Annotated in this window: 25 protein-coding genes and 1 pseudogene; 6 read left to right on the top strand and 20 right to left on the bottom strand. The window is 39.3% G+C overall.

Annotated features, from left to right (window positions below; genetic code table 11):
- Positions 1-78 precede the first annotated feature (78 nt).
- From SJY16_RS05320 to SJY16_RS05310, 3 genes are all read right to left on the bottom strand, one after another.
- The gene (locus SJY16_RS05320) at positions 79-1,431 is read right to left on the bottom strand and encodes an IS1182 family transposase (RefSeq protein ID WP_377888055.1); all 1,353 of its coding nucleotides are present in this window, start codon (positions 1,429-1,431) and stop codon (positions 79-81) included.
- A 137-nt stretch (positions 1,432-1,568) separates the two neighbouring features.
- Positions 1,569-2,366, bottom strand: coding sequence for a pyrroline-5-carboxylate reductase (proC, locus tag SJY16_RS05315; RefSeq protein ID WP_377888054.1), 798 nt, complete (start codon positions 2,364-2,366; stop codon positions 1,569-1,571).
- 82 nt (positions 2,367-2,448) lie between these two features.
- Positions 2,449-2,964, bottom strand: coding sequence for a cbb3-type cytochrome c oxidase subunit I (locus SJY16_RS05310; RefSeq protein WP_377892069.1), 516 nt, complete (start codon positions 2,962-2,964; stop codon positions 2,449-2,451).
- 417 nt (positions 2,965-3,381) lie between these two features.
- Between SJY16_RS05310 and SJY16_RS05305 the strand changes: the two genes are divergently transcribed.
- Positions 3,382-4,518, top strand: coding sequence for a CapA family protein (locus SJY16_RS05305; protein ID WP_377888053.1), 1,137 nt, complete (start codon positions 3,382-3,384; stop codon positions 4,516-4,518).
- 48 nt (positions 4,519-4,566) lie between these two features.
- Here SJY16_RS05305 and SJY16_RS05300 read toward each other — a convergent pair whose 3' ends face one another.
- From SJY16_RS05300 to SJY16_RS05290, 3 genes and pseudogenes are all read right to left on the bottom strand, one after another.
- Positions 4,567-5,001: a peptidoglycan-binding domain-containing protein gene (locus SJY16_RS05300; RefSeq protein ID WP_377892067.1), complete on the bottom strand. Its 435-nt coding sequence runs from the start codon at positions 4,999-5,001 to the stop codon at positions 4,567-4,569.
- Between the two features lie 69 nt (positions 5,002-5,070).
- A pseudogene (locus SJY16_RS05295) lies at positions 5,071-5,583 on the bottom strand (peptidoglycan recognition protein family protein); the annotation flags it as partial.
- A 141-nt stretch (positions 5,584-5,724) separates the two neighbouring features.
- On the bottom strand, positions 5,725-5,901 hold the full coding sequence (locus SJY16_RS05290; protein ID WP_377888052.1) for a hypothetical protein: 177 nt from the start codon (positions 5,899-5,901) through the stop codon (positions 5,725-5,727).
- Between the two features lie 84 nt (positions 5,902-5,985).
- Here SJY16_RS05290 and SJY16_RS05285 point away from each other — a divergent pair, with 84 nt between their 5' ends.
- Positions 5,986-6,462 carry a divergent PAP2 family protein gene (locus SJY16_RS05285; protein WP_377888051.1) on the top strand — a complete coding sequence of 159 codons (477 nt, stop codon included), beginning with the start codon at positions 5,986-5,988 and terminating at the stop codon, positions 6,460-6,462.
- 370 nt (positions 6,463-6,832) lie between these two features.
- Here the strand turns inward: SJY16_RS05285 and SJY16_RS05280 are convergent, their stop codons facing one another.
- Complete coding sequence (locus SJY16_RS05280) at positions 6,833-7,069, bottom strand: hypothetical protein (protein WP_377888050.1); 237 nt, start codon at positions 7,067-7,069, stop codon at positions 6,833-6,835.
- 52 nt (positions 7,070-7,121) lie between these two features.
- Positions 7,122-7,466, bottom strand: coding sequence for a DUF3905 domain-containing protein (locus SJY16_RS05275; RefSeq protein ID WP_377888049.1), 345 nt, complete (start codon positions 7,464-7,466; stop codon positions 7,122-7,124).
- 126 nt (positions 7,467-7,592) lie between these two features.
- Here SJY16_RS05275 and SJY16_RS05270 point away from each other — a divergent pair, with 126 nt between their 5' ends.
- A complete protein-coding gene (locus SJY16_RS05270) occupies positions 7,593-8,714 on the top strand; it encodes a DEAD/DEAH box helicase (protein ID WP_377888048.1) in 1,122 nt (373 codons plus the stop codon).
- A gap of 51 nt (positions 8,715-8,765) precedes the next feature.
- On the opposite strand, the gene SJY16_RS05265 is transcribed toward SJY16_RS05270, so the two are convergent.
- On the bottom strand, positions 8,766-9,551 hold the full coding sequence (locus SJY16_RS05265) for a TIGR00266 family protein (RefSeq protein WP_377888047.1): 786 nt from the start codon (positions 9,549-9,551) through the stop codon (positions 8,766-8,768).
- A 137-nt stretch (positions 9,552-9,688) separates the two neighbouring features.
- On the bottom strand, positions 9,689-10,075 hold the full coding sequence (locus SJY16_RS05260; protein WP_377888046.1) for a response regulator: 387 nt from the start codon (positions 10,073-10,075) through the stop codon (positions 9,689-9,691).
- A 279-nt stretch (positions 10,076-10,354) separates the two neighbouring features.
- Here SJY16_RS05260 and SJY16_RS05255 point away from each other — a divergent pair, with 279 nt between their 5' ends.
- Positions 10,355-10,483 carry a hypothetical protein gene (locus tag SJY16_RS05255; protein ID WP_377888045.1) on the top strand — a complete coding sequence of 43 codons (129 nt, stop codon included), beginning with the start codon at positions 10,355-10,357 and terminating at the stop codon, positions 10,481-10,483.
- A 68-nt stretch (positions 10,484-10,551) separates the two neighbouring features.
- Here the strand turns inward: SJY16_RS05255 and SJY16_RS05250 are convergent, their stop codons facing one another.
- The 6 genes from SJY16_RS05250 to SJY16_RS05225 form a co-directional block, all read right to left on the bottom strand.
- Positions 10,552-11,184, bottom strand: a complete 633-nt coding sequence (locus tag SJY16_RS05250; protein WP_377888044.1) for a YtxH domain-containing protein — start codon at positions 11,182-11,184, stop codon at positions 10,552-10,554.
- A gap of 2 nt (positions 11,185-11,186) precedes the next feature.
- Positions 11,187-11,627 carry a DUF948 domain-containing protein gene (locus SJY16_RS05245; protein WP_377888043.1) on the bottom strand — a complete coding sequence of 147 codons (441 nt, stop codon included), beginning with the start codon at positions 11,625-11,627 and terminating at the stop codon, positions 11,187-11,189.
- A 74-nt stretch (positions 11,628-11,701) separates the two neighbouring features.
- The gene (locus SJY16_RS05240) at positions 11,702-12,265 is read right to left on the bottom strand and encodes an HD domain-containing protein (RefSeq protein WP_377888042.1); all 564 of its coding nucleotides are present in this window, start codon (positions 12,263-12,265) and stop codon (positions 11,702-11,704) included.
- On the bottom strand, positions 12,252-13,436 hold the full coding sequence (locus tag SJY16_RS05235) for a DUF418 domain-containing protein (protein ID WP_377888041.1): 1,185 nt from the start codon (positions 13,434-13,436) through the stop codon (positions 12,252-12,254). The genes SJY16_RS05240 and SJY16_RS05235 overlap by 14 nt, the downstream gene beginning before the upstream one ends.
- Positions 13,437-13,463: 27 nt before the next feature.
- Complete coding sequence (locus SJY16_RS05230) at positions 13,464-14,759, bottom strand: DUF2254 domain-containing protein (RefSeq protein ID WP_377888039.1); 1,296 nt, start codon at positions 14,757-14,759, stop codon at positions 13,464-13,466.
- A gap of 57 nt (positions 14,760-14,816) precedes the next feature.
- Positions 14,817-15,377, bottom strand: a complete 561-nt coding sequence (locus SJY16_RS05225) for a methyltransferase family protein (RefSeq protein ID WP_377888038.1) — start codon at positions 15,375-15,377, stop codon at positions 14,817-14,819.
- 439 nt (positions 15,378-15,816) lie between these two features.
- Here SJY16_RS05225 and proB point away from each other — a divergent pair, with 439 nt between their 5' ends.
- The gene (gene proB / locus SJY16_RS05220; RefSeq protein WP_377892064.1) at positions 15,817-16,959 is read left to right on the top strand and encodes a glutamate 5-kinase; all 1,143 of its coding nucleotides are present in this window, start codon (positions 15,817-15,819) and stop codon (positions 16,957-16,959) included.
- Between the two features lie 52 nt (positions 16,960-17,011).
- Positions 17,012-18,280: a glutamate-5-semialdehyde dehydrogenase gene (locus SJY16_RS05215; protein ID WP_377888037.1), complete on the top strand. Its 1,269-nt coding sequence runs from the start codon at positions 17,012-17,014 to the stop codon at positions 18,278-18,280.
- A 204-nt stretch (positions 18,281-18,484) separates the two neighbouring features.
- On the opposite strand, the gene SJY16_RS05210 is transcribed toward SJY16_RS05215, so the two are convergent.
- From SJY16_RS05210 to SJY16_RS05195, 4 genes are all read right to left on the bottom strand, one after another.
- On the bottom strand, positions 18,485-19,126 hold the full coding sequence (locus tag SJY16_RS05210; RefSeq protein ID WP_377892063.1) for a YczE/YyaS/YitT family protein: 642 nt from the start codon (positions 19,124-19,126) through the stop codon (positions 18,485-18,487).
- Positions 19,127-19,321: 195 nt separating this feature from the next.
- A complete protein-coding gene (locus tag SJY16_RS05205; RefSeq protein WP_377888036.1) occupies positions 19,322-19,807 on the bottom strand; it encodes a GNAT family N-acetyltransferase in 486 nt (161 codons plus the stop codon).
- Between the two features lie 341 nt (positions 19,808-20,148).
- Positions 20,149-21,054 (bottom strand): peptidoglycan-binding protein, encoded by a 906-nt coding sequence (locus tag SJY16_RS05200; protein ID WP_377888035.1) that lies wholly within the window; start codon positions 21,052-21,054, stop codon positions 20,149-20,151.
- 427 nt (positions 21,055-21,481) lie between these two features.
- Entirely contained in the window at positions 21,482-22,552 is a 1,071-nt protein-coding gene (locus SJY16_RS05195) for an SDR family oxidoreductase (RefSeq protein WP_377888034.1), read from the bottom strand.
- Between the last annotated feature and the right edge of the window lie 254 nt (positions 22,553-22,806).

Here is a 22,806-nt window from a genome sequence, read left to right as displayed (position 1 = left end):
GCTTTTTTTGTTGGTTTGTATTTTGAGGTCGTTTTTTTAAATTTTAATGTTAGTAATATGAAAAAAACTCTCCTTCACCTAGCTCACCCGGTCTAAGTGAAGGGCAATCTTCTTCATATTCTGACAGGCGGCAGTCAGTAACGCTTGTTCTCTTACTTTTTGTTTTCCACGCAAGCGACAATAACGCAGCCCATGCAGTTCTTTTGAATCTGCGAAGCTACGCTCAACCTTCTCTTTTCTCATGCGATAAATCCACTTTCCCTCATTGGAAAGTCGGTTCTGACGAACCTTTTCTTTTGCCCCTTCCCACACATGGCGTGTGATGGTTTTCTGGTGCTTCTGGTTCTCAGTGCAATGTGCCAGAAGAGGACAAGTCTTACATTTCGTGGGGTCCGACTTATAGTGACGATACCCTTCTCGGTCCGTCGTCGCGTACGCCAGTGCCTCACCCTGAGGACAAACATATCGATCGAGGTTTTCATCATATTTGTATTTCCATTTCGGAAGAAATCCTTTTTTACTTTGGTAGCGACGATGAGCGATAACGCCAAATACGTTTCGTTGTTCGAGTCCGTGACAAATAGGGGCTGTTAAGTATCCTGCATCTAGACCGACTGCTTCTACTTTAAAACCGAAGCGTTTTACCTGGCGGTCTAACCGTTGTAAATAAGGTTTGGAGTCGTGAATATTACCTGGAGTAATATGGACGTCAGTAATGATGTTGAATTTCATATCTGTGGTGCGATGATCTAAGTAAAAGAAACCTTCAGGTTTATGTTCTCGATATAAATAACCACTCTCAGGATCAGTATGACTGACTTTGATTTCCTTCGTCTTATTCACCTCCTTCTTTTCTTTTAGAGGCTTTTTTCCATGATCAGACCTGTCCTGTTCCACTGCTTCATTGAGTTCATCTATATAGTCGGCCGTTTCTACATGAACGTCTTTCCTGGAGAACTTTTTCTTATTCGCGCTCGCTTTTAGATGTGTGGAATCGGTGTAGAGAACTCGTCCTGACACCATTCGATGGTTCATAGCCTGGTGGACGACCTCATCAAAAACCTCTTGGAAAATATCTGTTTCATTAAAACGCATTCTGCGATTCCAGCTGATCGTAGAGTGATGGGGTACGGCGTCGGTTAAATTCAATCCGAGGAACCACCGGTACGCGACATTCGTTTGAATTTGACGCTCTAATTCGCGTTCAGAGCGAATGCCGTAAATATATCCAATAAACATCATCTTAAATAATACTAGGGGATCAAGGGATGGACGGCCGTTGTCTTCACAATAATAAGGACGGACTTTTTCAGGGATAAAGGAGAAATCTATGTAGTGGTCGATCTTACGTAATAAGTGGTTATCAGGGACAAGTTCATCAATCGTTACCATTTCTAATTCATTCTGCCGATCTTTCTTAGATTGAAACATTACATCACCGCCTAAAAAGAATCTATCTCTAGCTTAACAAAAGGGTGAAATAAAAAAAGGCAAAAAAAATAGGTTGTCGAGACTTTCTCGACAACCTGAACTAAAAAACATGCTCGGTGAAAGCCGAGCATGTTTTTTTAGTTATTCGCTTGTTCTTTCGCTTTACGATTGACGGCAATTACAGCTTCGTGAAGAATTTCGCTGAAGTTGCCCTCCTGAAGGACTTCTAATCCAGCAGCTGTAGCACCTCCTGGAGTCGTAACTTGGTCTCGTAAGTCACCGGCTTTTCTTCCATCTTTTAACATCGCAACTGAACCGTACATCATTTGCACAACAAGCTTTGTTGCTTGCTCAGTTGATAAACCATATAATTTGGCTGTTTGTTCAAGAGCTTCTGCAAATTGATATACAAACGCAGGAGCACTTCCAGTCACAGCGGTTAGTTCATGAATTTGTTCTTCAGATAGCTCTTCAGACTCCCCGATTGCATCAAGTATCATTTGAAGAATTACTCTGTCAGCTTCTTGCATGTGCTGTCCGCATGCATAAATCGACATTGATTCATTCACATCAGCAGCTGTATTTGGCATAATCCATGCTACAGGAATACCTGGCATTGCCTCTTCAAGAACAGTAGGGCCAATACCCGCTGCAACTGTAATAACAAGCTGATTCGTTACGAAGTTCGCTAGTTCCTTCATCACTGCAGGATGACTTGAAGGTGGCATCGCAAGTACAATAACATTGTGATCTGCCACAACATCCTGCCATTTCGCAGTTTCAACATGATATGTACGCTTCAAATGAGCTAGTCTTTCTGCATCTGATCGATTCGATATCGTGACAGTACCAATATGTTCTGATTGCTTAAGTCCCGAAAATATCGCTTCGGCCATACGACCAGCGCCAATAAATAGAATGTCAGGTTTCTTCATACATTTCTCCTCCCACATTTTCATTTATACTATATCAAAACGTCACCAAATAGAAAAACGCTGGTTGAAACCAGCGTTTTAACTACCAAAACTTAAAACTAGGTGAACTTGGTGGGGCCAGTTCAATCATATGTACAACTGGCACGGTATATGCAACGAGAATAAGGATAGTAGCTACCATTAACCATAGTCTCCAGTTTTCAAGAATAAGTGGTGTTTTTTCAGCACGATCAGCTACAGTTCCTATTGGAAAGTCTTCTTTTCCCTTCGGAGCAAAGAATGCTAGGTCTGTAAGAATGAACATTAATAATAAGATGGCTATGAATAAAATAGATCCGCTAACTGCCATCGTCACTTCATATGGAATCCACCCAAGAGCATCTGGATGCTCTTGATAAGTTGTGTATGCTGTTCTTCTTGGAGCTCCAAGTAAGCCAACAGTATGCATAGCACCCGACATAAAGAACATGCCGACCGCCCAAAGAATCGTTTGTAGGTTCGCTATACTATGCATTCTTCCGGTAAGTACCCTTCCTGTTAAATGAGGAATCAACCAATACGCAATTCCAAAAAACGTTAGTGCTACGCTTGAAAGGATTCAGGACTTTTAGGAGGGCTTCACGCTGGTCTTTCCCTCTCGAGCTTTCAAACCAATATCGTGATCGATTTCAAATCCCCCTTCAAGAAATTAGACATACAAGAAGCGCTCGTCCGATTCTTTCACACTAGACCTGATATGATTCGTTTTGACAAGTCTTCACTAAACGGAATCTATAACAAATCGATCGTTCCTATAGTGTCGAACTATCTCGATCAACCGAACAAGACAAAAGATCTCTTCGATCAACTTAACCTTGTCTTGTAAATCGCTTACTTCACCAAACTAATAGACACGACAAAAGTCACGAATTTGACTAGTCGTGTCTGTTTCTTTCGAAAACGATTAGGACTATTTATTGAGATAACATATAATTAGTACATACTAAGTAACAAATACATAATAAAGGTGAAGAAAATGAAGAAAAAATTAATAATCATTTGTGCTATAGTCGTCTTTCTTGCATTTAGTGTTACATTTTTGTTGATGAATACAGAAGGTTCCTCACTTTCAGAACCGAAAAACCTCCCTCCTTACCGCGATGACCTTGCCTTAACTGAGAGCAATACGGTTTCGCTTTCTTCAATTGATCTCTCCGCAGTCGGTGATATTCTTATCCACGATCGCGTTTACGAAAATGCTGAAACCGATAACGGATTTGACTTTATGCCAATGCTAAAAGCTGTGCAAGGTGAATTGGAACAGGCAGATATAACCTTTGCTAATCAGGAAACAGTCATTGGTGGAACATCGATCGGCTTATCATCGTATCCAAGCTTCAATAGCCCACAAGAAGTTGGAGATGCTCTAAAAGCAACAGGTGTAGATGTTGTTTCTATGGCAAATAACCACACCCTTGATCGAGGTGAAAAAGCACTACAAAGTGCCATCAAACACTGGAAAGAAATCGGTATGCTTTATACAGGTAGTTACCTTTCATCAGAAGAGCAATCAAAGATTAGGACGATAAAAAAAGATGATATAACCGTTTCTTTTCTAGCTTATACATATGGTACGAATGGAATTCGCCCACCTGCAAACAAGCCCTATTTGGTTAATTATATCGATAAAGAAAAGATTACAAAAGATATTCAAAAGGCAAAATCAGTCTCAGATGCAGTTGTAGTCAGCATGCACTTTGGCAATGAATACGAAAGGTTGCCAAACAATTTCCAACTAGATTTGTCTTCATTTATTGCTGAATCAGGTGCCGACATTATTCTTGGCCATCATCCACACGTTCTTCAGCCAGTTGAATGGATTAATACGACAGATGGTAGAAAAGTTTTTGTCGCCTATTCATTAGGAAATTTTTTATCCGGTCAAAAGTATAACTATAAAGATATCGGTGGAATTCTTACATTAACGATCGAAAAGAAAAACTTTCGAGGGGAAACGACCGTCAATGTAACCTCCCCAGCGTTTTTCCCTACTTTTGTTGAGAAAGGGTATCGTGTTAAACCCCTTAAAGACGCAAAGCCTGAGTTACTAAATGAAATCAACGCACATATGAGTCAATGGGTTCCAGAATTAAAGGTTCCTAAACAAAACTAACGTCGCCCCTCACTATGAGGGAGCGACGTTAGTTTATTTCGGAATCACTTAGAACAACATATTCCAAGTATTTGGTCCTACGATCCCATCTACGACTAAACCTTTTCTAGCTTGATATTTCCTTACTGCATCTCGTGTGATTGGACCATAAATACCATCAGCCTTCACATTTACCGCTCGCTGGATCGCTTCTACGTCTTTTCCTCGATCACCAATCATGACATAGTGACCTGGGTATGGTCGCACTGGTGCTGAATATACGGGTTTTTTAGGAGCCCTTTTCAATGCAGCTAGTGTAATTGGACCCACAATTCCATCCTCACTAAGACCATACAGTCGTTGAAACTTCTTAACAGCTTCTTCCGTTTCTCTACCAAATATGCCATCTGCTCCGTTTTCCTGAAGATTCACACCTGCATCGATTAAATAGTTTTGAATTCGTTTTACTTCATCTCCACGATCTCCATAGCTTAGAAGAAGAATGGTTGGTTTTGGCTTTATAGCAATAACATCTAACTTTTCAGAACCACTGAACAGATGAAAATTCGCTGTTACATCACTAATAAATTCAGCCCATGTCACTCCGTAGCGATTCAAAGCATTCTGTGGATCAGTTCTCCTAGAAGGATCTAACGTGGAGTGTGCCACAACATCAGATTCCGGGTCTAACTTGTATTCGTAACAAAGATAAGCGATGTACCACACATACCGACTATATGCTTCAATAAATGTAATTCGCCCTCCCCAACATAGTTCTACTCCAATAGCATTGTCATTCGCGTCACCGTTAAATAAAACATTATCAGTATTCACAACATATCGAACGTGCCAGGCTTTTTCATCTAACGGAATAATCTCTAAGATGACTTCATCATCAATAAATGTATGTGCTGAAGCTGAAACGACGTTTTTTGCAAAATACGCGCGATTACCGTATGCAGTGGAACCTGCATTTCCTGTATCATGCGCAACAATAAATTTTATTCCGTTATTTTTTTCTTGTGGCCTGGATTTTCCTTTATTAATATAGTCTCTCGTAATGGCATATTTGTTGTCCTCTGCCATTTAACTCACTCCTTTTTTTGCCACACACTTCTTTCTTCCTAAATATGGTATGTGGAAACAACAGGAGGAGGACTAGTTATCATTCCGATTTTCATAAAAAAGGGCCAGGGCCTACGTGCCCCCGGCTTACCTCATCATTGTTTAAAAAAGATTGTTGTAATCAGTTGAATCGTTCATAAATGATTCTAGATTAACATTCATGCCTGGTTTGTTCGTCAGTCTCTCTAGTAAGCTTGAATACTCCAATTGGTTCTCATCATTCTGAAGTGCTTTCAAGGCTTTTTGTATCAGTATTACGTCTTTTTGGTTGATATTCAATAATAGTCCCTCCGTTTTTAAGCATTATTATTTCACACCTGACAAAACATATTACTTACTGTTGTTTGGGAGACTAATGTGGAGGTGAATACGTTGAATAAAGGAATCGTTACTGCACTATCTGCCATTACGCTAGCCCAAGGATTAAAAATCCTTACACACAAAAGAGAATCTGGACACTGGGATTGGCGTCCTCTCTTACAAACAGGAGGCATGCCGAGCTCACATTCAGCTGGTGTATCTGCTCTCGCCACGTACACCGCTTTACAAAAAGGAAAAGAATCGATCGAAACCGCATTAGCTTGTGTTTTCGGAGTGATCGTGATGTACGATGCGCAAGGAATTAGAAGACACACCGGAGAAATTGCTCAATTAGTGAATGACCTCGATGAAGATATCGAGTTATTATCAGGGCATTATCCTGATCTTCTTCATGTGAGAAGAGAAGAAGAACTCAATGAACTGCTCGGGCATCAACCAGCAGAGGTTGCTGGAGGTGCTTGTTTTGGAATTGCACTCGGTCTCCTCGCACATAAAATAGGAAAAAATAAACAGTCGTAACATTGACATCCTACAGAAAGCGTGTATAATAAGAAATTGGGATCTCGAAATTCCCGTATTAACAACTAGCTCCTTTAACATTAGGAGAACTAAAATTCATAACTGGAAGGGTATGAACAGCATGTTTCGAATTGGCTTACATCAAGTTAATGGCCATACTACAATTGCTGTTGATCCTGCTCACTCACACTGGAACGGCTTCGGAGCCGTAAGGATGAAAGAGAGGTAGGGCTTTCGTTGTTTGAGAGATCAACAGATCTCTATGGTATGTTTACCGCGGCAATGAAGGAGTTACTGTTAATAAATTAACGATCGTTATATATAACCCATAAGAAAGAGCGCATCGATTCGATGCGCTCTTTGTCAATTTTCACTTATCATTCCGATCGATTATGCCTGCAATGACGCCACCTGTATACATAATTGAAGAAATGATTCCACTAATTCCAAATGCTCCAAAAGCAAATATCCAGCGAAGAGGATGCGGCTCTTGAATCGAGGCATAATCTGGTAAGTAACTTCCAAGAGTTATTCCGATAAACAATGCAACTACAAGTCCTGCAACTAAAATATAAATAGCCATTTTCCTAAGTAAATATCCATTCATGAGCTCGACCTCCTTACCATTTTCATTCCCTCATGTTTTGCGCGCAAACATCCTAGTCTTTCATATAGCTGACGTCATGTGTGTCGTGATGCAGGATGCCATTTTCTGCTCGTTTTTGATGTAACATTTCATGGTTTTCATCCGTGTTCCAACCTATATCGTTCGTAGGATGAATCCATTCATCACCAGACATGATAGAGGGATCGATCTCATCACTCCAGTTATTAAGGGGCGAATCGGCTGAGTTATATAAACTATCTCCGATCACGACGCCATACCGATTTACAAAAGGAGCTTTCATTTCTATACCAGTCCCTTTAAAGGTCGGGGCATCGATCTGATGCGGTTGCGTTTCATCAAATATTGGAGAATTTTTTGAGATATCGTCTTCTTTCATCTTTTAAGCCCTCCTTATAATTAATGGAGTTAGTATTGGATAATTAGACACAACGTATGCGAAGGATAACTGAGAAGGACATTATATGTTAAAATAAGTTCAGTTGATAATAAAAGGAGTATACCTATGACCATGTTCGAACAACAACCATTTCTCTCAAATAATTGGAAAGAAGCAGGGTTTGACAACCTCTCCCCCGTTCAGGAACAAGCCATTCCACGCATTCTGAATGGAGAGGATTTACTAGTTGAAGCCCCTACCGGAACTGGAAAAACGTTAGCCTACCTTCTCCCGATTATTCAAGAGTTAAGAAGTGATAAAACACACACTCAAGCGGTGATTCTTACACCAACTCGTGAACTTGCGATGCAAGTATTTGGCGTTGCCCAGAAATTTCTAGAGGGTAGCGACATGAGTGCAGCATCTATGATCGGTGGCGCTGCGATAAAGCGGCAAATAGAAAAGTTAAAAAAACATCCAAAGTTAATTGTTGGGACACCAAACCGCATAGCAGAATTGATTGAGATGAAGAAATTAAAAATGCATGAAGTGAAAACCATCGTTTGTGACGAGGCCGATCAAGTGCTTCATCCTTCTACAATGGAAGATGTCTCTTTCATCTGTCAATCCGCTATGCGTGATTGCCAACTGTTGTTTTTCTCAGCCACCCTTTCTGATAAAGTTACGCAGCAGGCAAAGAAGCTATCTGAAAATGCTGCTCATCTTACCGTTGAGGCTTCAAAGCAAGACAAAGAAGCAGTTTCACATAGCTACTATGTTACAAACCGTCGCGAGAAGCCCGAAGTATTAAGAAAACTCGCCAAAAAAGAAGGCGTAAAAGCACTCGCGTTTGTTAACAATAGTGATTTCTTATCGAGACTGAAAGAAATCCTTGCTACAAAGAAAATCTCTTTTGACGTATTGGACAGCTCTACGAATAAAACAGAACGAAAAAACGTTTTGAACCGTTTCCGTAACGACCAAATCCAACTACTGATCACGACTGATCTTGGCGCTCGTGGACTTGACATTGATAACATCACACATGTCTTCCACTATGATTTACCTGAAGATGCTAGAACGTATGTACACCGATCTGGACGTACGGGAAGAATGGGGAAAGAAGGTAATGTCGTTTCCCTCTTACTCCCTGGTGAAGAAAAGTACCTTGAGAAAATTACAAACAAACTTGGCCTAGAAGTATCAAGAAAAAATGAGGCCCAAAAGAAAAGAGTTAAGCGCAAATAAAAAAAGCTGGCAGTGAGGGCGATCCCCCTATTGCCAGCTTTTCTATTTGTTTCAATCACCATTAAACATATCGAATAGTCCTTTAGCCATACTTCCTTCTCCTTTCGCCCCACCTGTTTGTGGCATTGCGGCAAAGACTCGACTCGCCAGTCTGCTAAATGGAAGTGATTGCACCCAAACGGTCCCGGGTCCTTTGAGCGTTACAAAAAACAGGCCCTCTCCTCCAAAAAGGGCTGTTTTAACACCTTTTACAAACTCAATATTGTAGTCAACTTCCTCAGTAAGGGCAACAAGACAACCAGTATCTAGTCGTAGAACCTCTCCTGGTTGAAGCTCTTTTTGATGAATCGTTCCTCCCGCATGAACAAATGCCATACCATTTCCTTCAAGCTTCTGCATAATAAAGCCTTCTCCCCCAAAAAAACCAGTTCCTATTTTCTTTTGAAACTCAATTCCAACAGAAACGCCTTTGGCTGCAGCGAGAAATGCATCTTTCTGACAAATAATCTTTCCATTCAGTTCACTTAAGTCCATCGGGATAATCTTCCCTGGATACGGGGAAGCAAATGAGGCATGTTTTTTCTCGACTCCTTGATTTGTAAAAGCTGTCATAAAGAGGCTTTCTCCAGTTAAGACTCGCTTTCCAGCACTGAACAATTTCCCCATCATCCCCCGCTGGTCACTACCGTCTCCAAAAATCGTTTCCATTTCAATTTCATCTTCCATCATCATTAAGCTACCCGCTTCTGCAATTACCGTCTCACCTGGGTCAAGCTCAACTTCAACAAACTGCATATCATCCCCGTACAACTTAAAATCAATCTCGTGATCATTCATCCTCATTCTCCCCCTTTTCATAATCACTACCTTATACGCTTAACAGATCAAAAGGTTTCGATATTCATGGTTAGTGAATTAATTAAATTCCCAAACAAAAAAGACCTGCTTACGTATAAAGCAGATCTACTCAACGATTATTTCGATGAAGTCATTTCTTTCGCGTTCTCATGAAGGACCCTTTTTACTGTTCGACATACTTCCTCGATGTCGAAGGGTTTAGCAAAGTGGGTGATTGCACCAAGATTCATGAACTCCTCAACAAGCTGTAGCTCACCGTAAGCTGTCATAAAGATAACCCGAATATCTTCATTAATCTTCTTTAAAGACTTAAATACTTCCAATCCATCCATACCAGGCATCTTCAGATCAAGTAATACAAGATCAGGACTCTCTTGCTTCACAAGCTCGATAGCCGTCATTCCGTTCGGTGCTTGTAGCGCTTTGAAGCCCTCTTTCTTAAAAAGTTCACTTAACAAAATACGAATTCCATACTGGTCATCAACAATCAGAATTTTATTCATTCGTATGCCACCTCTGCTATTTAATCTCAGGTCTTGTCCTTCGTTATCACTATTGTGCACTAAAATCAGAATCCTGGAAATAACTTCGTCGAAACTAGTCATAAGACTACATTTCTCGCACTTTTTCGCTCCGATTTTGTTCCCTATTAAGAATTCGAAGAGCGCTATAAAAGTATTACCGTCCTTTTTACCATTTTATAACTTTTCTTTTCTCTTCGGTTTTATAACGTGCAACATGGGGTATTACCTAATAACAATAATTAGGAGGTTTTCAAACCTATGACCGGTCCATCGAAGCAGAATATTAAAGAAATTGAGAACAAAGCAAAACAAGAACATCAGGAAGCAATTAAAGCGAGAAATGTCGTATTAGAAGCTACTCGAGTAAATTCCATACACCCATCGTAAAAAAGCAGGCGAACGCCTGTTTTTTTATATACGAAAAAAACCTCCGCTAGATTGGCGGAGGATCTTGATTATTTACGATATGTGCGTTCTAGTTCAAGCTTTGCAGCATCTTCTAACGTTTCAGGAGAATCGGGATCTTTCTCAAGAGTTCGTTCAACATCTCTTTGAACAACATCATCCATCGTTTCAGCACCTGATGTTTCGACGATCATTTTTTCGACATCATGATCTACCATTGTTGACACCGGTGCTTCCGTTTCGTCGAGCTCAGAAGCTTTTCTCTTCGTATAGCCATTGGGAGCTACTGCTTCTTCTTTATTATTTTCCGTCTCATTGTTCTTTTTTAAGTTTTTTACTTTGCCAACGAGATCGTTAGATTTTGACTTTACTGACTGAGCGAGCGTAGTTGATTTCACCTTCACATTTCCAGAAACCTCGACACTCTTATCTTTCGCCTTCGTAACACCTTCACTAATATCGTTTCGAAGCGCCTTCCCTGATTTAGGAGCTAATAGGACACCAGCAGCAGCACCCACTAACGTTCCAGCAAGCGCAGCAATCGCTGGCCTTTTCTTCTGGTTATCCTGTTTTTTAGGAGACTTATTGATTCGAATCACTTCTCTTTGCCCTGAATCTTGACCCTTTGGAGCAGGTTCATGCTTCACAGCGACATTTTGCTCAGAATCGTTCGTCTTCTTCATTATTAACCATCCTCCTTAACAGATTGAGTGTACGACTTCTTAAGACGATACTGTTCCCATAATCCTAAGATAGTACTACCCCAATTCGCTACTTTGACAGTGTTTCCCTGCTTAGATTCTACACCTTTTTCAAAAGAATCACTAATTTTGGAAAAAGATTGATTTAATTTCTGAAGAGAATCTCCAGTATCTTTAACCGCTTCAAAAGCCGGAGTGAACTTTTCTGCTTTTTCTTGAATTTCATCTGTTAGTACATTTGTCTTGTGCAGCAAAACAGTCGTTTCTTTCGTTAAGCCGTCAATTTGTCCCTGCACAGAATCAATCGTTTCTGCAGTTTTTGAAAGTGTTGTTTCAGTAGATTTCAACACTTTGATAAGAAATACACTTAACACTGCAAAAGCTAAAGCTATAATTGCAACCGCTACGTATAAAATAATTTCCATAATAAGCCTCCTACCAATTTATTTTGGGTATAGTTACCATTACCCTTGAATAGGAAAGCTAATCGTATATTTTGTTATTCCATAGATTTTGGAAAAACCTCATTGATCATTGCTTCTAGCTCCTTAAATAAATTCCAATGTGATTGGCTGTCAGTAAGATTTGCTAGTAGACTTGCTAGCACTGACTCATAGTACCAATGTTGCTTTTCTCTTCCGCGACTAAATTTCTCCCAGACGTGATCCCCATCTTGCTGAAGCTCTAAAAGGATTGTTCGGAGATTGTGAAGTTTATCAGCACATGCAATCTGCTTGACCTCGAAAGACGCAGTTTCTAAATGATTGATCGTATGTTTTTTTCGTTCTTCCCATACCTGATTCTTATTAGGCTCTGAACAGCCCTCTACCAGGTTGGCAATTTCTAAACCGAACTCTTGCTCCAGATCTGAAAAGGTAGTAGTGGTATCTTCTAAGACATCATGGAGAATGGCTGCTGCTACAACCTCTTCCCTTACTCCTGATTGAAGTAAATAAAAACCAACCGTAACAGGATGTGAAACATAAGGAAGGTTTGTTTTCTTTCTGTACTGTTTATCATGAGCATAAGCGGCATGTTCAACCGCCTTTTCAATGACCCTCATGGAAGTGTGTCCCCTCCTTTCTCTTTATAGCAAAACGTTTCTGATAGGTTACTAGCCTCCAAACCCATTCTAAAGGGCCGTACTTAAATGAATTCAGCCAAACCTTACTTAATACAACTTGAACGACGAAAATGATAAGCAATAGTAGAATTCCTGTACTTACCCCTATTTCTCCATATAAACCTAGTCCATAATTGTAAAAAATCAGTGTGCTCACGAATGATTGAAAGAGATAATTACTAAGTGCTAGCTTCCCGACCCATTCAAAAACCTTCATTCTTTTTCCACCTTGATAGAACAGAACAAAGAAAGCTATATAAAATAATGAAACAAGAGGTCCACCGAAGGAATCTTGTAAGTGTAGAAAAGCATACGAATCAAAGAAAAAAGGTAGAAATTTAATTAGAAATCCAACCATCCCTATGAATAAAAGTTTTCTTATAATGGGGATATTTACAACATCCCCATTCAGCCACCCCTTCTTAGCAAACCCCGCCCCAAACAAAAAGAAAGGCAAGATCACAAACAATAGAAAGAAGCCATTCCAGCCTCCATTAACATATGACCAATCACTGATTCTTTGCTCAGTAATCTCTTTGAAACTGCCATTACCATATACCTCAATCGATTGTTGAATCGCATTCGGTTGGTGACTTGTAAAGTCCAAAGCGTTGAGAGGTAGCATTAATATGAACAAGAAGATGGCATAAATGAGCCAAAGAACCATTCCGGTTTGTAGTAGTCTAGTACCGTTCAACTTTATTAATAGAAGGAGAAGCAGGCCACAAAGACTATAGGTAAATAAAATATCACCGTGCCAGACCAGGGTGAAATGAATCACTCCCAAAAGCATTAAGAAAAGAAGCCGCCTTATCATCAATGGATAAAACGTTCCTTTCCTTTCTATCACTCGATTTCTAAATATAATAAAACCATACCCGAACAAGAAAGAAAATAGCGGATAAAAGCTTGCCTGTGCAAAGAAGTCAATAGCATGCATTGACCACTGATTCAACTGACTTCCCCAATAATCCATCTGGTCTACATAAATAAAGGGAGAGTGAAAATCGACCATATTCACAAGAAAAATTCCAAGCAATGCAAACCCCCTCATCGCATCGATGGAATGAATTCTCTCATTCCCTGAGACCGGTGTAAGGTTTTTCCCCATTGTTTCACCCTTTCTGCCCCATAACACTTATTTCTTACAAATTTCTTCTAAATATTCAGATGTTGTCGCTATTAATTCTTTATCTAGCTCTGGATAATGTTCAAAATCCATCCCTTCCATTATATAAGCATGGAATTTTCGAACATCGCTTTTAATTTCTTCTCGTTGTCCTTCTGCTGTTAAAATCAATGCTTCGAGTATTCCATTCATAACCGCAACATCACCTTTACCGTAATGCCTTATTAAGTAAAAGGACTTATAAAGGTATTCGAAGAAAGACTTTGGCGAAGTCATAAGTCGAAGGTTTTTATTTGAGTCAAAAAAGACTTCTTTAGGGTGATATACTTCCCCAATTCTGCACAAGATCGATCCAATTCGATTGGTACAGTTAATAGCCGTATGAGGATCATTAACAGAAGGAGAAATTGCGCGTAACGCTATTTCCACAAGCTTTTGAATCGAAAATTCCAAATCCTGCGAGTTGATTCGCTCTGTACCAATCGCGATTCGGTTTAATAAGCTATTCTTTGAGAATGTTTTTTTGTCATTCAACCAAACAGTCCCAAGTAAAGAGCCTCGTTTCACATAGTGACCTACTACAACGTTCAATCTAATGACAGCGTCATCTTGATTTGCTTTTTCCACAAGACTATTGAATTGAATCTTTTGGATATACCCCATCTTTTCACTGTAAATGGGAATACCATCACTTTCTCTCAGCTCAAGCTGCTCCCAACTGTCCCAACCTTCAAACCTTTCTCCGTCGATCATTTCCTCTTTCGTATCTAACAAAGAAATAGACTCCCTGGTGATCTTCTCAATAAGGTTGCTCACCTGAACAAAAGAAGAGGAGTGATGGATGAATAGTATAAAGAATAGTAAACAAGCGATCGCAATCAATACAGTTAACACGGGCGATAATAAAAGTCTCTCATCTTTTCCAGTCAAAAAGAGCATATTAACCAGTGCGAAAATGAAACCAGCTACAAATATCCCTAAAACATGCTGAGTGAACCGATCTGAAATAAAGTCCTGTAGCGTCCTAGGTGAAAATTGCGAAGAATAAGTTGTTAAAACCACCATAATAGAAGAAAAAGAAATAGTGGTCATCGTTAAAATCGCAGTGATTAGTGGTCCATACAAGGATTGAGCTATTTTTTCTGAAGCTAGGAAAAGCTTGGAATACGTACCTCCAAGCTGTGAAACGAAGGCGATATCGATCCAAGTACTTAGTCCTACAACAATAACAGAGATAATTCCATAGACCACTGGTAAAAACCAAAAACTGTTTCTTAAATTAATATGTGTTTTAGATTCATTCATGAGGTACCTCTTTCTAATGATGTTTAATCATTCCATTAAGTTTTCAAGAGAAAATTCCTAATAAATATATGGGATAAGGCGGTTTCGTGATTTGCCCCATTCCTCATATTTAACACCAATCGATTTAGACATCATCTCTTCTTCAATTCTAATTCTATACAGTAACACTGGTATTATGAACAAGGCTGATACTATTACTCCCATCCAAACCCCCATATATATAGGAAAGCCGATCATAATTAGTAGTAAACCTGTATAAAGGGGATGTCTTAGTTTACGATATGGACCAGAACTAACTAATTCAAGTTCTTCCTCTACGATCACATCTCTTGAGAAAAATTGCCCAAGCTCTTTAATTCCCCAGTACCGTAGTAATATACCTCCACCGTAAATTAGTATTCCAATACTTCTCGTCAAATGAGATTCTTCCATCCTAAACATATTGAAGGTACTAAGGATGACGGTAAAAAGAATTGCCATTGATGTCATCAAAAAGATTAGTCGAAATGATCTTCTTTCCATAGTAGTTCGTTCCATTTGTTCTTTTCCTCGCTTAAAAATAAATTCTCCTATCCAAAAAGCGGTTAATATGAAGAAAATCATTTCCCAACCATGCATTTATCTTCATCCTTTTCTAAATGTATTACATGCAGTATACCAAAGTTTGAAGGAAGGAAATGAACCACACGTTTACAATTGTATAAATCAGGGAATTTATACAATTGAACAAATGTAAGCCCTTACATTACGCTGAATTGGAGTGATGCTTATATTCACCTTCTCGCATAAATTGGGTTTATTTGGTAATTATGCACTCGGATCAGTAGTTATATATAGGGTTGTGACAGCGTCTCATCTCCTAAGAGTATATAAGAAGAGATTAGAGCCCCTATCGTCCATTTTCTTAGTTATTCTCCATCTATCCGCACTATTTGGGAAGCTGGTATTGTCAGGAAATGACGGTTTGTTATACTCGAATAGTCGAATTGATTACAGAAAATTGTCCAGTGACACATGACAAAAACACATTTAACGGTAAGTTAATAGGAGTGAAATGATGAATCTAGACGATGGAAAAAAGCGAATCGTAATAAAAATTGGAAGCAGCTCACTTACGAGCAGACTCGGAGACATTAGCCGCAGAAAACTAGAGCGATTAGTCGATGACATCGTAATGTTAAAAGATGAAGGACACGAAGTACTTCTCGTATCTTCAGGTGCAGTAGCTGCTGGCTATCGCAGACTTGGTTGCCTTGAGCGTCCGACATCTCTTTCTGAAAAACAAGCGGCCGCATCGATTGGCCAGGGGCTATTGATGGAAGCTTACTCAGAGCGCTTTATCTCCCATGGTTATACAGCTTCACAGATCTTGATTACGAGAAGTGACTTTTCCGATCGAAAAAGATACAACAACGCACGCAATACCATTAATGTATTATTAGAGCGCGGTATTGTACCGATCGTTAATGAAAATGACACAGTAACAGTTGAACGTTTGAAATTTGGAGATAACGATACGCTATCTGCTAAAGTTGGTGCTTTAGTTGATGCTGATCAACTTATCATCCTCTCAGATATAGATGGACTGTTCAGTGACGATCCAAGGAAAAACCCTGACGCTGAACTACTTGAACATGTAACGGAGATAACTCCTGAAATTGAAGAATCTGCTGGAGAACCAAGCAGTTCTGTAGGAACAGGTGGTATGAGATCGAAGATTGATGCGGTTAAGATTGCTATGGCTTCAGGTACAAACTCATTCTTAGGTAATGCTTCTACAAAAGGAATTATCTATAATGCCGTTCAAGAAACTGCAAGGGGAACGTACTTCACACCTGAAGGAGACGCAGAACTTGATAATAAGAAACAATGGATCGCATTTAATTCTGGTCCTGAAGGTGAAGTTATTGTAACTGATAAAGCAAGAGACGAAATTTCAGACGAAGAAAGAAGCTTACAACCGATAGGTGTGCATTATGTACACGGTCACTTTAAGCCTGGTGCAGTGGTTAAAGTAACAGATATGGATGGTGAAGAAATAGGTCTTGGTGTGACAAATTATTCTTCTAAGCACCTTAAGATGATTAAAGGACTCACATCTGATGAAATTTCTGAATTGATTGATGTATCTGTAAAAGAAGCTGTTCATATTAATGATTTCGTATCACAAGATCAGCTTGCAATTCCACTCGGCTCATAATAGATAAATGTAGAAACCAACATGAGAACACTAATTTCACAGGAGGCGTTTGATGACTACTTTAAACACAGCAGTAGAAGTAAATGTAAAAGAACAGGCAAAGCAGGCTCAGAAGGCTTCTAAGAAGCTTTCCCTGCTTACGACTGAGGAAAAGAACGAAGCGCTTAAGATTATCGCTGACGTGCTTGAAAAAGAAACGGATTATATTCTACAAGAAAATAATAAAGACCTTGAACGCGGTAAGGAAAAAGAATTCACCGAAGCATTCATGGATCGACTACGCTTAACAGAAGAGCGTGTGAAAGACTTTGCGAACGGTCTTCGTGAAGTAGCAGAACTTGAAGATCCAGTTGGTGAAGTTCTTTCTGATTGGAATCTTGATAACGGGATGCAAGTAGAACAAGTTCGTGTACCACTTGGGGTTATCGGTATGATCTACGAAGCTCGACCAAACGTAACGGTTGATGCAACTGGACTAGCTCTTAAGTCTGGAAATGCGATTGTTCTAAAAGGTGGTTCTAACGCTCTTAATTCTAATAAAGGTATCGTAAAAGTAATTCACGATGCGTTACCGAAAACAAAAATTCCTGTTGATGCGGTTCAGTTGATTGCTACGACTGATCGTAAAGCTACTAGTGAGCTCTTCACCATGAAAGAGCATATCGATGTACTGATTCCTCGTGGAGGCGGAGCATTGATCAACACAGTAGTAAATAACGCAACTGTACCTGTACTCGAAACAGGTGTTGGTAACTGCCACATTTACTTTGATAAGAAAGCTGACGTTGAAAAGGCAATCAACATCTTGATCAACGCAAAAACGGATCGTCCGGCGGTATGTAACGCTGCTGAAACGCTTATCGTTCATAAAGAATGGTTGAGCGAAAACAAAGACCTTCTTGCAAAAGCTCTTGAAGATAACAATATTAAGATTCATGGTGACAAGCATATCGTTAATACGTTTGCAGGAGCTGTTCTTGCAAATGAAGACGATTGGAGCAATGAGTACCTTGGTCTTGAAATTGCGATTAAAGCAGTAGATAGTACACAAGAAGCAATCGATCACATTGAAACGTATGGAACAAAGCATTCTGAAGCAATTATCACAGAGGATGCAGAATCTGCTTCTCTATTCCGTAACCTTGTTGATGCAGCAGCTGTATACCACAATGCATCTACTCGCTTTACAGATGGATCAGCTCTTGGTTTCGGTGCAGAGATCGGTATCTCAACACAGAAACTTCATGCACGAGGACCAATGGGTCTACCAGCGCTTACAACGATTAAATATTGTATGACTGGTACTGGTCAAATCCGATAACTTAAGAATGGAAGGGTAGCCCTTGTAAAGAGGGCTATCCTTTTTTACTATGATGTTGTTTCACCGTCAGGCAAGTTGTATGCTGGACCTGTTACATTGATTTGATTTATCGTGAAATGAATATGGATATTAATCCTTACGTCAATGAAAGTCCCTCTCATGGTTGAGAGGGACTTTCGTTTCACTAACATTAATTGGACTGCTTTATAACTCGTTAGCCGTAGGCTTTCTATTATCATAGGAAAGGATGGTTGCAAGTAACCATTTACATTGTGGCAGAGCTATCCCAATAACTTTACCGAGCATGAATGCGATAATTACACTCCCTACTCCAACCGGGCCTCCAAGCGCCCAACCAACTAATAATACAATAACTTCAATACCATTTCTGACCCATTCAATACGCCAGCCTGTCTTTTCCACGATCAAGAGCATAATCCCATCTCTAGGACCTGCTCCAAGACCAGAAGCAACGTAAACCCCAATACCATAGCCAAGTATGACTAATCCAACTATATAGAATGCTCCCTGAGCCACAAGGGATACAGGATCAGGAAGAATAAACAAGAATAAATCGATAAACACTCCGAGCATAAGCATATTAAGAAACGCCCCTATTTGAGGCAAAGATTTTGTGTAAACCGATGTAAAGCCAAGTATGACAAATCCTGTAATAATAGACCAAGTTCCAATCGTTAGGCCGAACTGGTTATATAGTCCATAATGAAAGACATCCCAGGGACCGATTCCAAATTCTTTTCCTTTAATTGTCATCGCTATACCAAGTCCTAGAATAGCTAACCCTACGAAAAAGAAGCTCCATCTAATTACTCGTTCATGCATGATAGCTCCCTCTTTCCTTTCATAGTTTCCAAGCCTCAGAAACTATATCATAAGAAAGAAAACATAAAAACCACCCGGGAAACTAGGTTTTTTACGCCTATCGTTCCTGAACATTTTTTCCCTTTTAATGAAAATCATCCTTCTTCCTATAAAAAAAGGTCTCCCAAAATGATATAGGAAAACCATCGAATGATCTTATTAATATTTTAATCGGGATGGAGCCGCTAGTCTTTTTACATAATTACTTTTCAAAGAAACTTCTGGCTTATAATCTTGCAACTTCTTTTCAATAATATAGTTAGTTAATAGTGTGCCTTTCACTACGAATCCTAATCGTTTTAAACTTTCTATCTGCTCGTTTTCTTTATCTACAAGACCGTAGATCGCCGTAATGCCATTACTACGAATATGCTTCTCAAAAGCCGGGAGCAACGATCGAGCTATCCCACTCCCCTGTATATCATGACGAAGCATTACATAATCCACAAGAATCATGTGATTAACTCGTAATCGATAGGAGAGAAAGCCTACAACATGATGGTGCTTATCACATACGACGAGAACTTCATAAGCTTGTTTAATAATACGCTGAATTTTTTCAGCAGGAACATCGAAATTATCGATCCCAATTCCAACTAACTTAGGATCATCTGTTACCGGGTTTCGCTCGCGTAAATATACCATTTCAATCTCCTTTCGAATAACTTCTGATAAAAGAAGAGTTAATGCAGAAAGCCTACATTAACTCCAGAAAGCACACCCGTATTTATTAGCTCTCTTCTTTCACTCGTACCTTTTTCTTCTTTCTTTTTTTCGTTCCATTAAATAGGTCTTCAACCATGTATTTCAACATTTCTGCCATAGTGATCAAACCTCCTTAACAAAAATTTGAAATAAAACATTTCATACGTTATCTTACGCTTGCTTGTCCTCTTTGCTTGTACACGTTTCCTAATAAATTGAAATGTGCTGCTCACACAAAAAAAGCCTAACTCAATAGAGTTAGGCTTCATTCATATAGATTATTAATCTAGTACTTTTACAGTGACTGTTTGACGACCAAAGTTTAGAGCATCTTGCTTATCAGCCATAAACAGATCTATACGGTTACCCTGGATTGCACCGCCAGTATCACCAGCGACTGCAGTACCATAGCCTTCTACATATACTTTTGAACCTAGTGGGATTACATCTGGATCAACTGCAATTACTTTTTGATTTGGATTTTCTTTCAGATTAATTCCTGTTGCCGTTATCCCTGAACAACCTGTGCAATTTGCAGTGTAAGCTGTTGCTTCTACGTTAAATTCTTGTCCACTCTGCTCAGAAGATTTGCTTTCTGTGTTTGTTTGCTTAGCAGATGTGGGATTAGTAGTAGTAGATTTAGTAGATGCTGGTGTTGAATTTACAGACTTACCTGTCAACGCTGCCCATGTATTAGCTCCAGCAATGCCATCAACGCTTAATCCGTTATCAGCTTGGAAAGCACGAACCGCTTTCTCTGTGATAGGGCCATAGATTCCGTCTACGTTATAGTTATAATATCCACCAAGCTCTTCTTGAAGCTTTGAAACTTGGTGACCTCGATCGCCAGCGATTAGCGTGCGATGAGCTTGTCCTTGATTAACTTTTTCTATTGCTGCGAATGTATTTGGACCTGCGATACCGTCAACAGCAAGACCATGAGCATCTTGGAATTGTTTAACAGCATCTTCAGTTATAGATCCGTAATAACCTGTAGATTTATCATAGTCGAAATATCCTTTGGCAGACAGTACATCCTGTAACTCGACTACGTCGCCGTGTTTTTCACCGTAAGAAAGTGTCTGATCTCCTAGAGCAGCCTCTGAAACTACCGGGCTAGCAAACATCATTCCAGCTAGTGCTGTAGATGTAACAACGTTCCTTACAATGTTTTTACGAGTTACCATGTATACATTCCTCCTGAGAGATATAATTAATTTTTGGTGTTTCTTTTGTCTTGATCACCTATGTCCCATATAGTAACAGCCAAATATAACACAGCCATTTTAGTGTAGTAACAAGTCAGTTACATAAATATGACAGATTAATACGGAATTTATAACCTTTGCACAATTAGGTAAAAAAGTACTATTTACAGCGACAACTTATTACAATTATGTCAAAATCGCACTTTATCGGCCATGTTTCTAGGTGCAAAATAAAGAAAAACAAGAGTCCAACGAACGCATCTACCTTCGAGGTGACTTTTGACTTAGTAACATTTACCTCTATTTTTACAACCTTCTTAAATAAGGGCTGGCATTTATTTCATTGTTTCCTTCCTATTTAAAAAAGAGGCAACTCAGAATGAGCTACCTCTCTTTACGATTTATTCTAGCGAATGGCTTTTTCTTTTAACGGTTTCTTTATACCACCTGAAATAATTCTTTGTAGCATTTCTCTGTCCAAAGTGAGTCTCTCTACATTACCGTCCTGCAATAGTTTCCTAGTATTAGAATCATCAAATGTTAGTGTTTTCTCAAAATACTTATGAAAAACCTTCATAGGCTGATTCAGTCGAACATCTTGGTCCGTTAGTTCACCATCATAATCAGTCGGTACTAATTCTACTTGATAGAAACCAAGTGCGGATTGTATAAGATCTAATACGATTTGGTTGGTGGGAGGATTTGAGTTCGTAATATGATAGATTGTGTTGTGTTTCGCATAGTCAAGCGCAACTGTTAAAACGTTAACTACATAATCCACTGGTACTAAGTTTTGCGCAGCTTCCTTCGTACAAAGAAATTTGATTTTCTCTTCTGTTACCTGCTTTCGTTCCAACCTCTTCTTTAATAGCTCCAAGCTTCTTATCACTCCGTAAAGAGCAAACGTTGTTTCTGCCTCTCCCGTTTTGGAGTCACCAATAATAATCGATGGTCGAAAGATCGAAACATTAAAGCAGTCATTATATTCAAACACAAGGTGCTCTGCATGGCATTTACTTTCTTCATAAGGATTAACGAACGTATTATCCTTAGGATGGAGCTCTTCACGTCCTAAGAGTTGGTTGCCTAATGTGTAAGCGGTACTAACGTGATAGAAACTCTTTGCTCGAATCTCTTTTGAGAATTCTAGCACGTTTCTTGTTCCGTTCACATTGAGAGCAAATGTTTTTTCTCGTTCACGATCATCAAAAGAAAGATATGCCGCAATGTGATATACCGTATCAATTTTATCTTGTAATAGATCGATTGTTTCAGCCGATACGCCCAAACGTTCATCAGCTATGTTTCCTTTTATAATGAATAACTTGTTTTGTAATGCTGTTGATAACGACTCTATTAAATGGTCAGCTTTTCGTTCATTACGGATCAATGCATAAACGATATGACCTTCATTCAATAACCTGGTTGTAAGCTGCTTTCCAAGAAAACCAGTGGCACCTGTTAAGAGTATATTCATGATGTTCCCCCCTACTCAAACGTTCTATATTATTTGTCGCACTTATAAGATTTCTTTCACCGTTCGTAGTTTAGCATATATACGTTTATAAAACATCAGAAACTAGATGAAAACTACTAATGAGGGATAGAGTCTTTTGTAATATGTAAGTAGTTTAAGGATCGATACAGTCCGAACACCACATGGAATACCCTTCTTGCATATTGTGAAGTTTATTCCTAAACCTGAAGGGGAACGTCCGTTAGTGTACATTA

It is taken from the genome of Alkalihalobacillus sp. R86527, from assembly GCF_042466185.1.
Classification (GTDB): Bacteria; Bacillota; Bacilli; order Bacillales; family Guptibacillaceae; genus Guptibacillus.
The sequence above is the reverse complement of the archived record's forward strand: the minus strand, read 5'-3'. Positions and strand labels throughout refer to the sequence as shown.

What these genes read in the sequence shown, in the direction of transcription:
- proB (WP_377892064.1), top strand. Translation starts at nt 15,817, where the DNA reads ATGAATCTAGACGATGGAAAAAAGCGAATCGTAATAAAAATTGGAAGC.
- SJY16_RS05205 (WP_377888036.1), bottom strand. Translation starts at nt 19,807, where the DNA reads ATGGTATATTTACGCGAGCGAAACCCGGTAACAGATGATCCTAAGTTA.
- SJY16_RS05235 (WP_377888041.1), bottom strand. Translation starts at nt 13,436, where the DNA reads ATGGGGAAAAACCTTACACCGGTCTCAGGGAATGAGAGAATTCATTCC.
- SJY16_RS05230 (WP_377888039.1), bottom strand. Translation starts at nt 14,759, where the DNA reads ATGAATGAATCTAAAACACATATTAATTTAAGAAACAGTTTTTGGTTT.
- SJY16_RS05240 (WP_377888042.1), bottom strand. Translation starts at nt 12,265, where the DNA reads ATGAGGGTCATTGAAAAGGCGGTTGAACATGCCGCTTATGCTCATGAT.
- SJY16_RS05305 (WP_377888053.1), top strand. Translation starts at nt 3,382, where the DNA reads ATGAAGAAAAAATTAATAATCATTTGTGCTATAGTCGTCTTTCTTGCA.
- SJY16_RS05260 (WP_377888046.1), bottom strand. Translation starts at nt 10,075, where the DNA reads ATGAATAAAATTCTGATTGTTGATGACCAGTATGGAATTCGTATTTTG.
- proC (WP_377888054.1), bottom strand. Translation starts at nt 2,366, where the DNA reads ATGAAGAAACCTGACATTCTATTTATTGGCGCTGGTCGTATGGCCGAA.
- SJY16_RS05320 (WP_377888055.1), bottom strand. Translation starts at nt 1,431, where the DNA reads ATGTTTCAATCTAAGAAAGATCGGCAGAATGAATTAGAAATGGTAACG.
- SJY16_RS05250 (WP_377888044.1), bottom strand. Translation starts at nt 11,184, where the DNA reads ATGAAGAAGACGAACGATTCTGAGCAAAATGTCGCTGTGAAGCATGAA.
- SJY16_RS05215 (WP_377888037.1), top strand. Translation starts at nt 17,012, where the DNA reads ATGACTACTTTAAACACAGCAGTAGAAGTAAATGTAAAAGAACAGGCA.
- SJY16_RS05255 (WP_377888045.1), top strand. Translation starts at nt 10,355, where the DNA reads ATGACCGGTCCATCGAAGCAGAATATTAAAGAAATTGAGAACAAAGCA.
- SJY16_RS05265 (WP_377888047.1), bottom strand. Translation starts at nt 9,551, where the DNA reads ATGAATGATCACGAGATTGATTTTAAGTTGTACGGGGATGATATGCAG.
- SJY16_RS05225 (WP_377888038.1), bottom strand. Translation starts at nt 15,377, where the DNA reads ATGCATGGTTGGGAAATGATTTTCTTCATATTAACCGCTTTTTGGATA.
- SJY16_RS05195 (WP_377888034.1), bottom strand. Translation starts at nt 22,552, where the DNA reads ATGAATATACTCTTAACAGGTGCCACTGGTTTTCTTGGAAAGCAGCTT.
- SJY16_RS05270 (WP_377888048.1), top strand. Translation starts at nt 7,593, where the DNA reads ATGACCATGTTCGAACAACAACCATTTCTCTCAAATAATTGGAAAGAA.
- SJY16_RS05200 (WP_377888035.1), bottom strand. Translation starts at nt 21,054, where the DNA reads ATGGTAACTCGTAAAAACATTGTAAGGAACGTTGTTACATCTACAGCA.
- SJY16_RS05280 (WP_377888050.1), bottom strand. Translation starts at nt 7,069, where the DNA reads ATGAATGGATATTTACTTAGGAAAATGGCTATTTATATTTTAGTTGCA.
- SJY16_RS05245 (WP_377888043.1), bottom strand. Translation starts at nt 11,627, where the DNA reads ATGGAAATTATTTTATACGTAGCGGTTGCAATTATAGCTTTAGCTTTT.
- SJY16_RS05275 (WP_377888049.1), bottom strand. Translation starts at nt 7,466, where the DNA reads ATGAAAGAAGACGATATCTCAAAAAATTCTCCAATATTTGATGAAACG.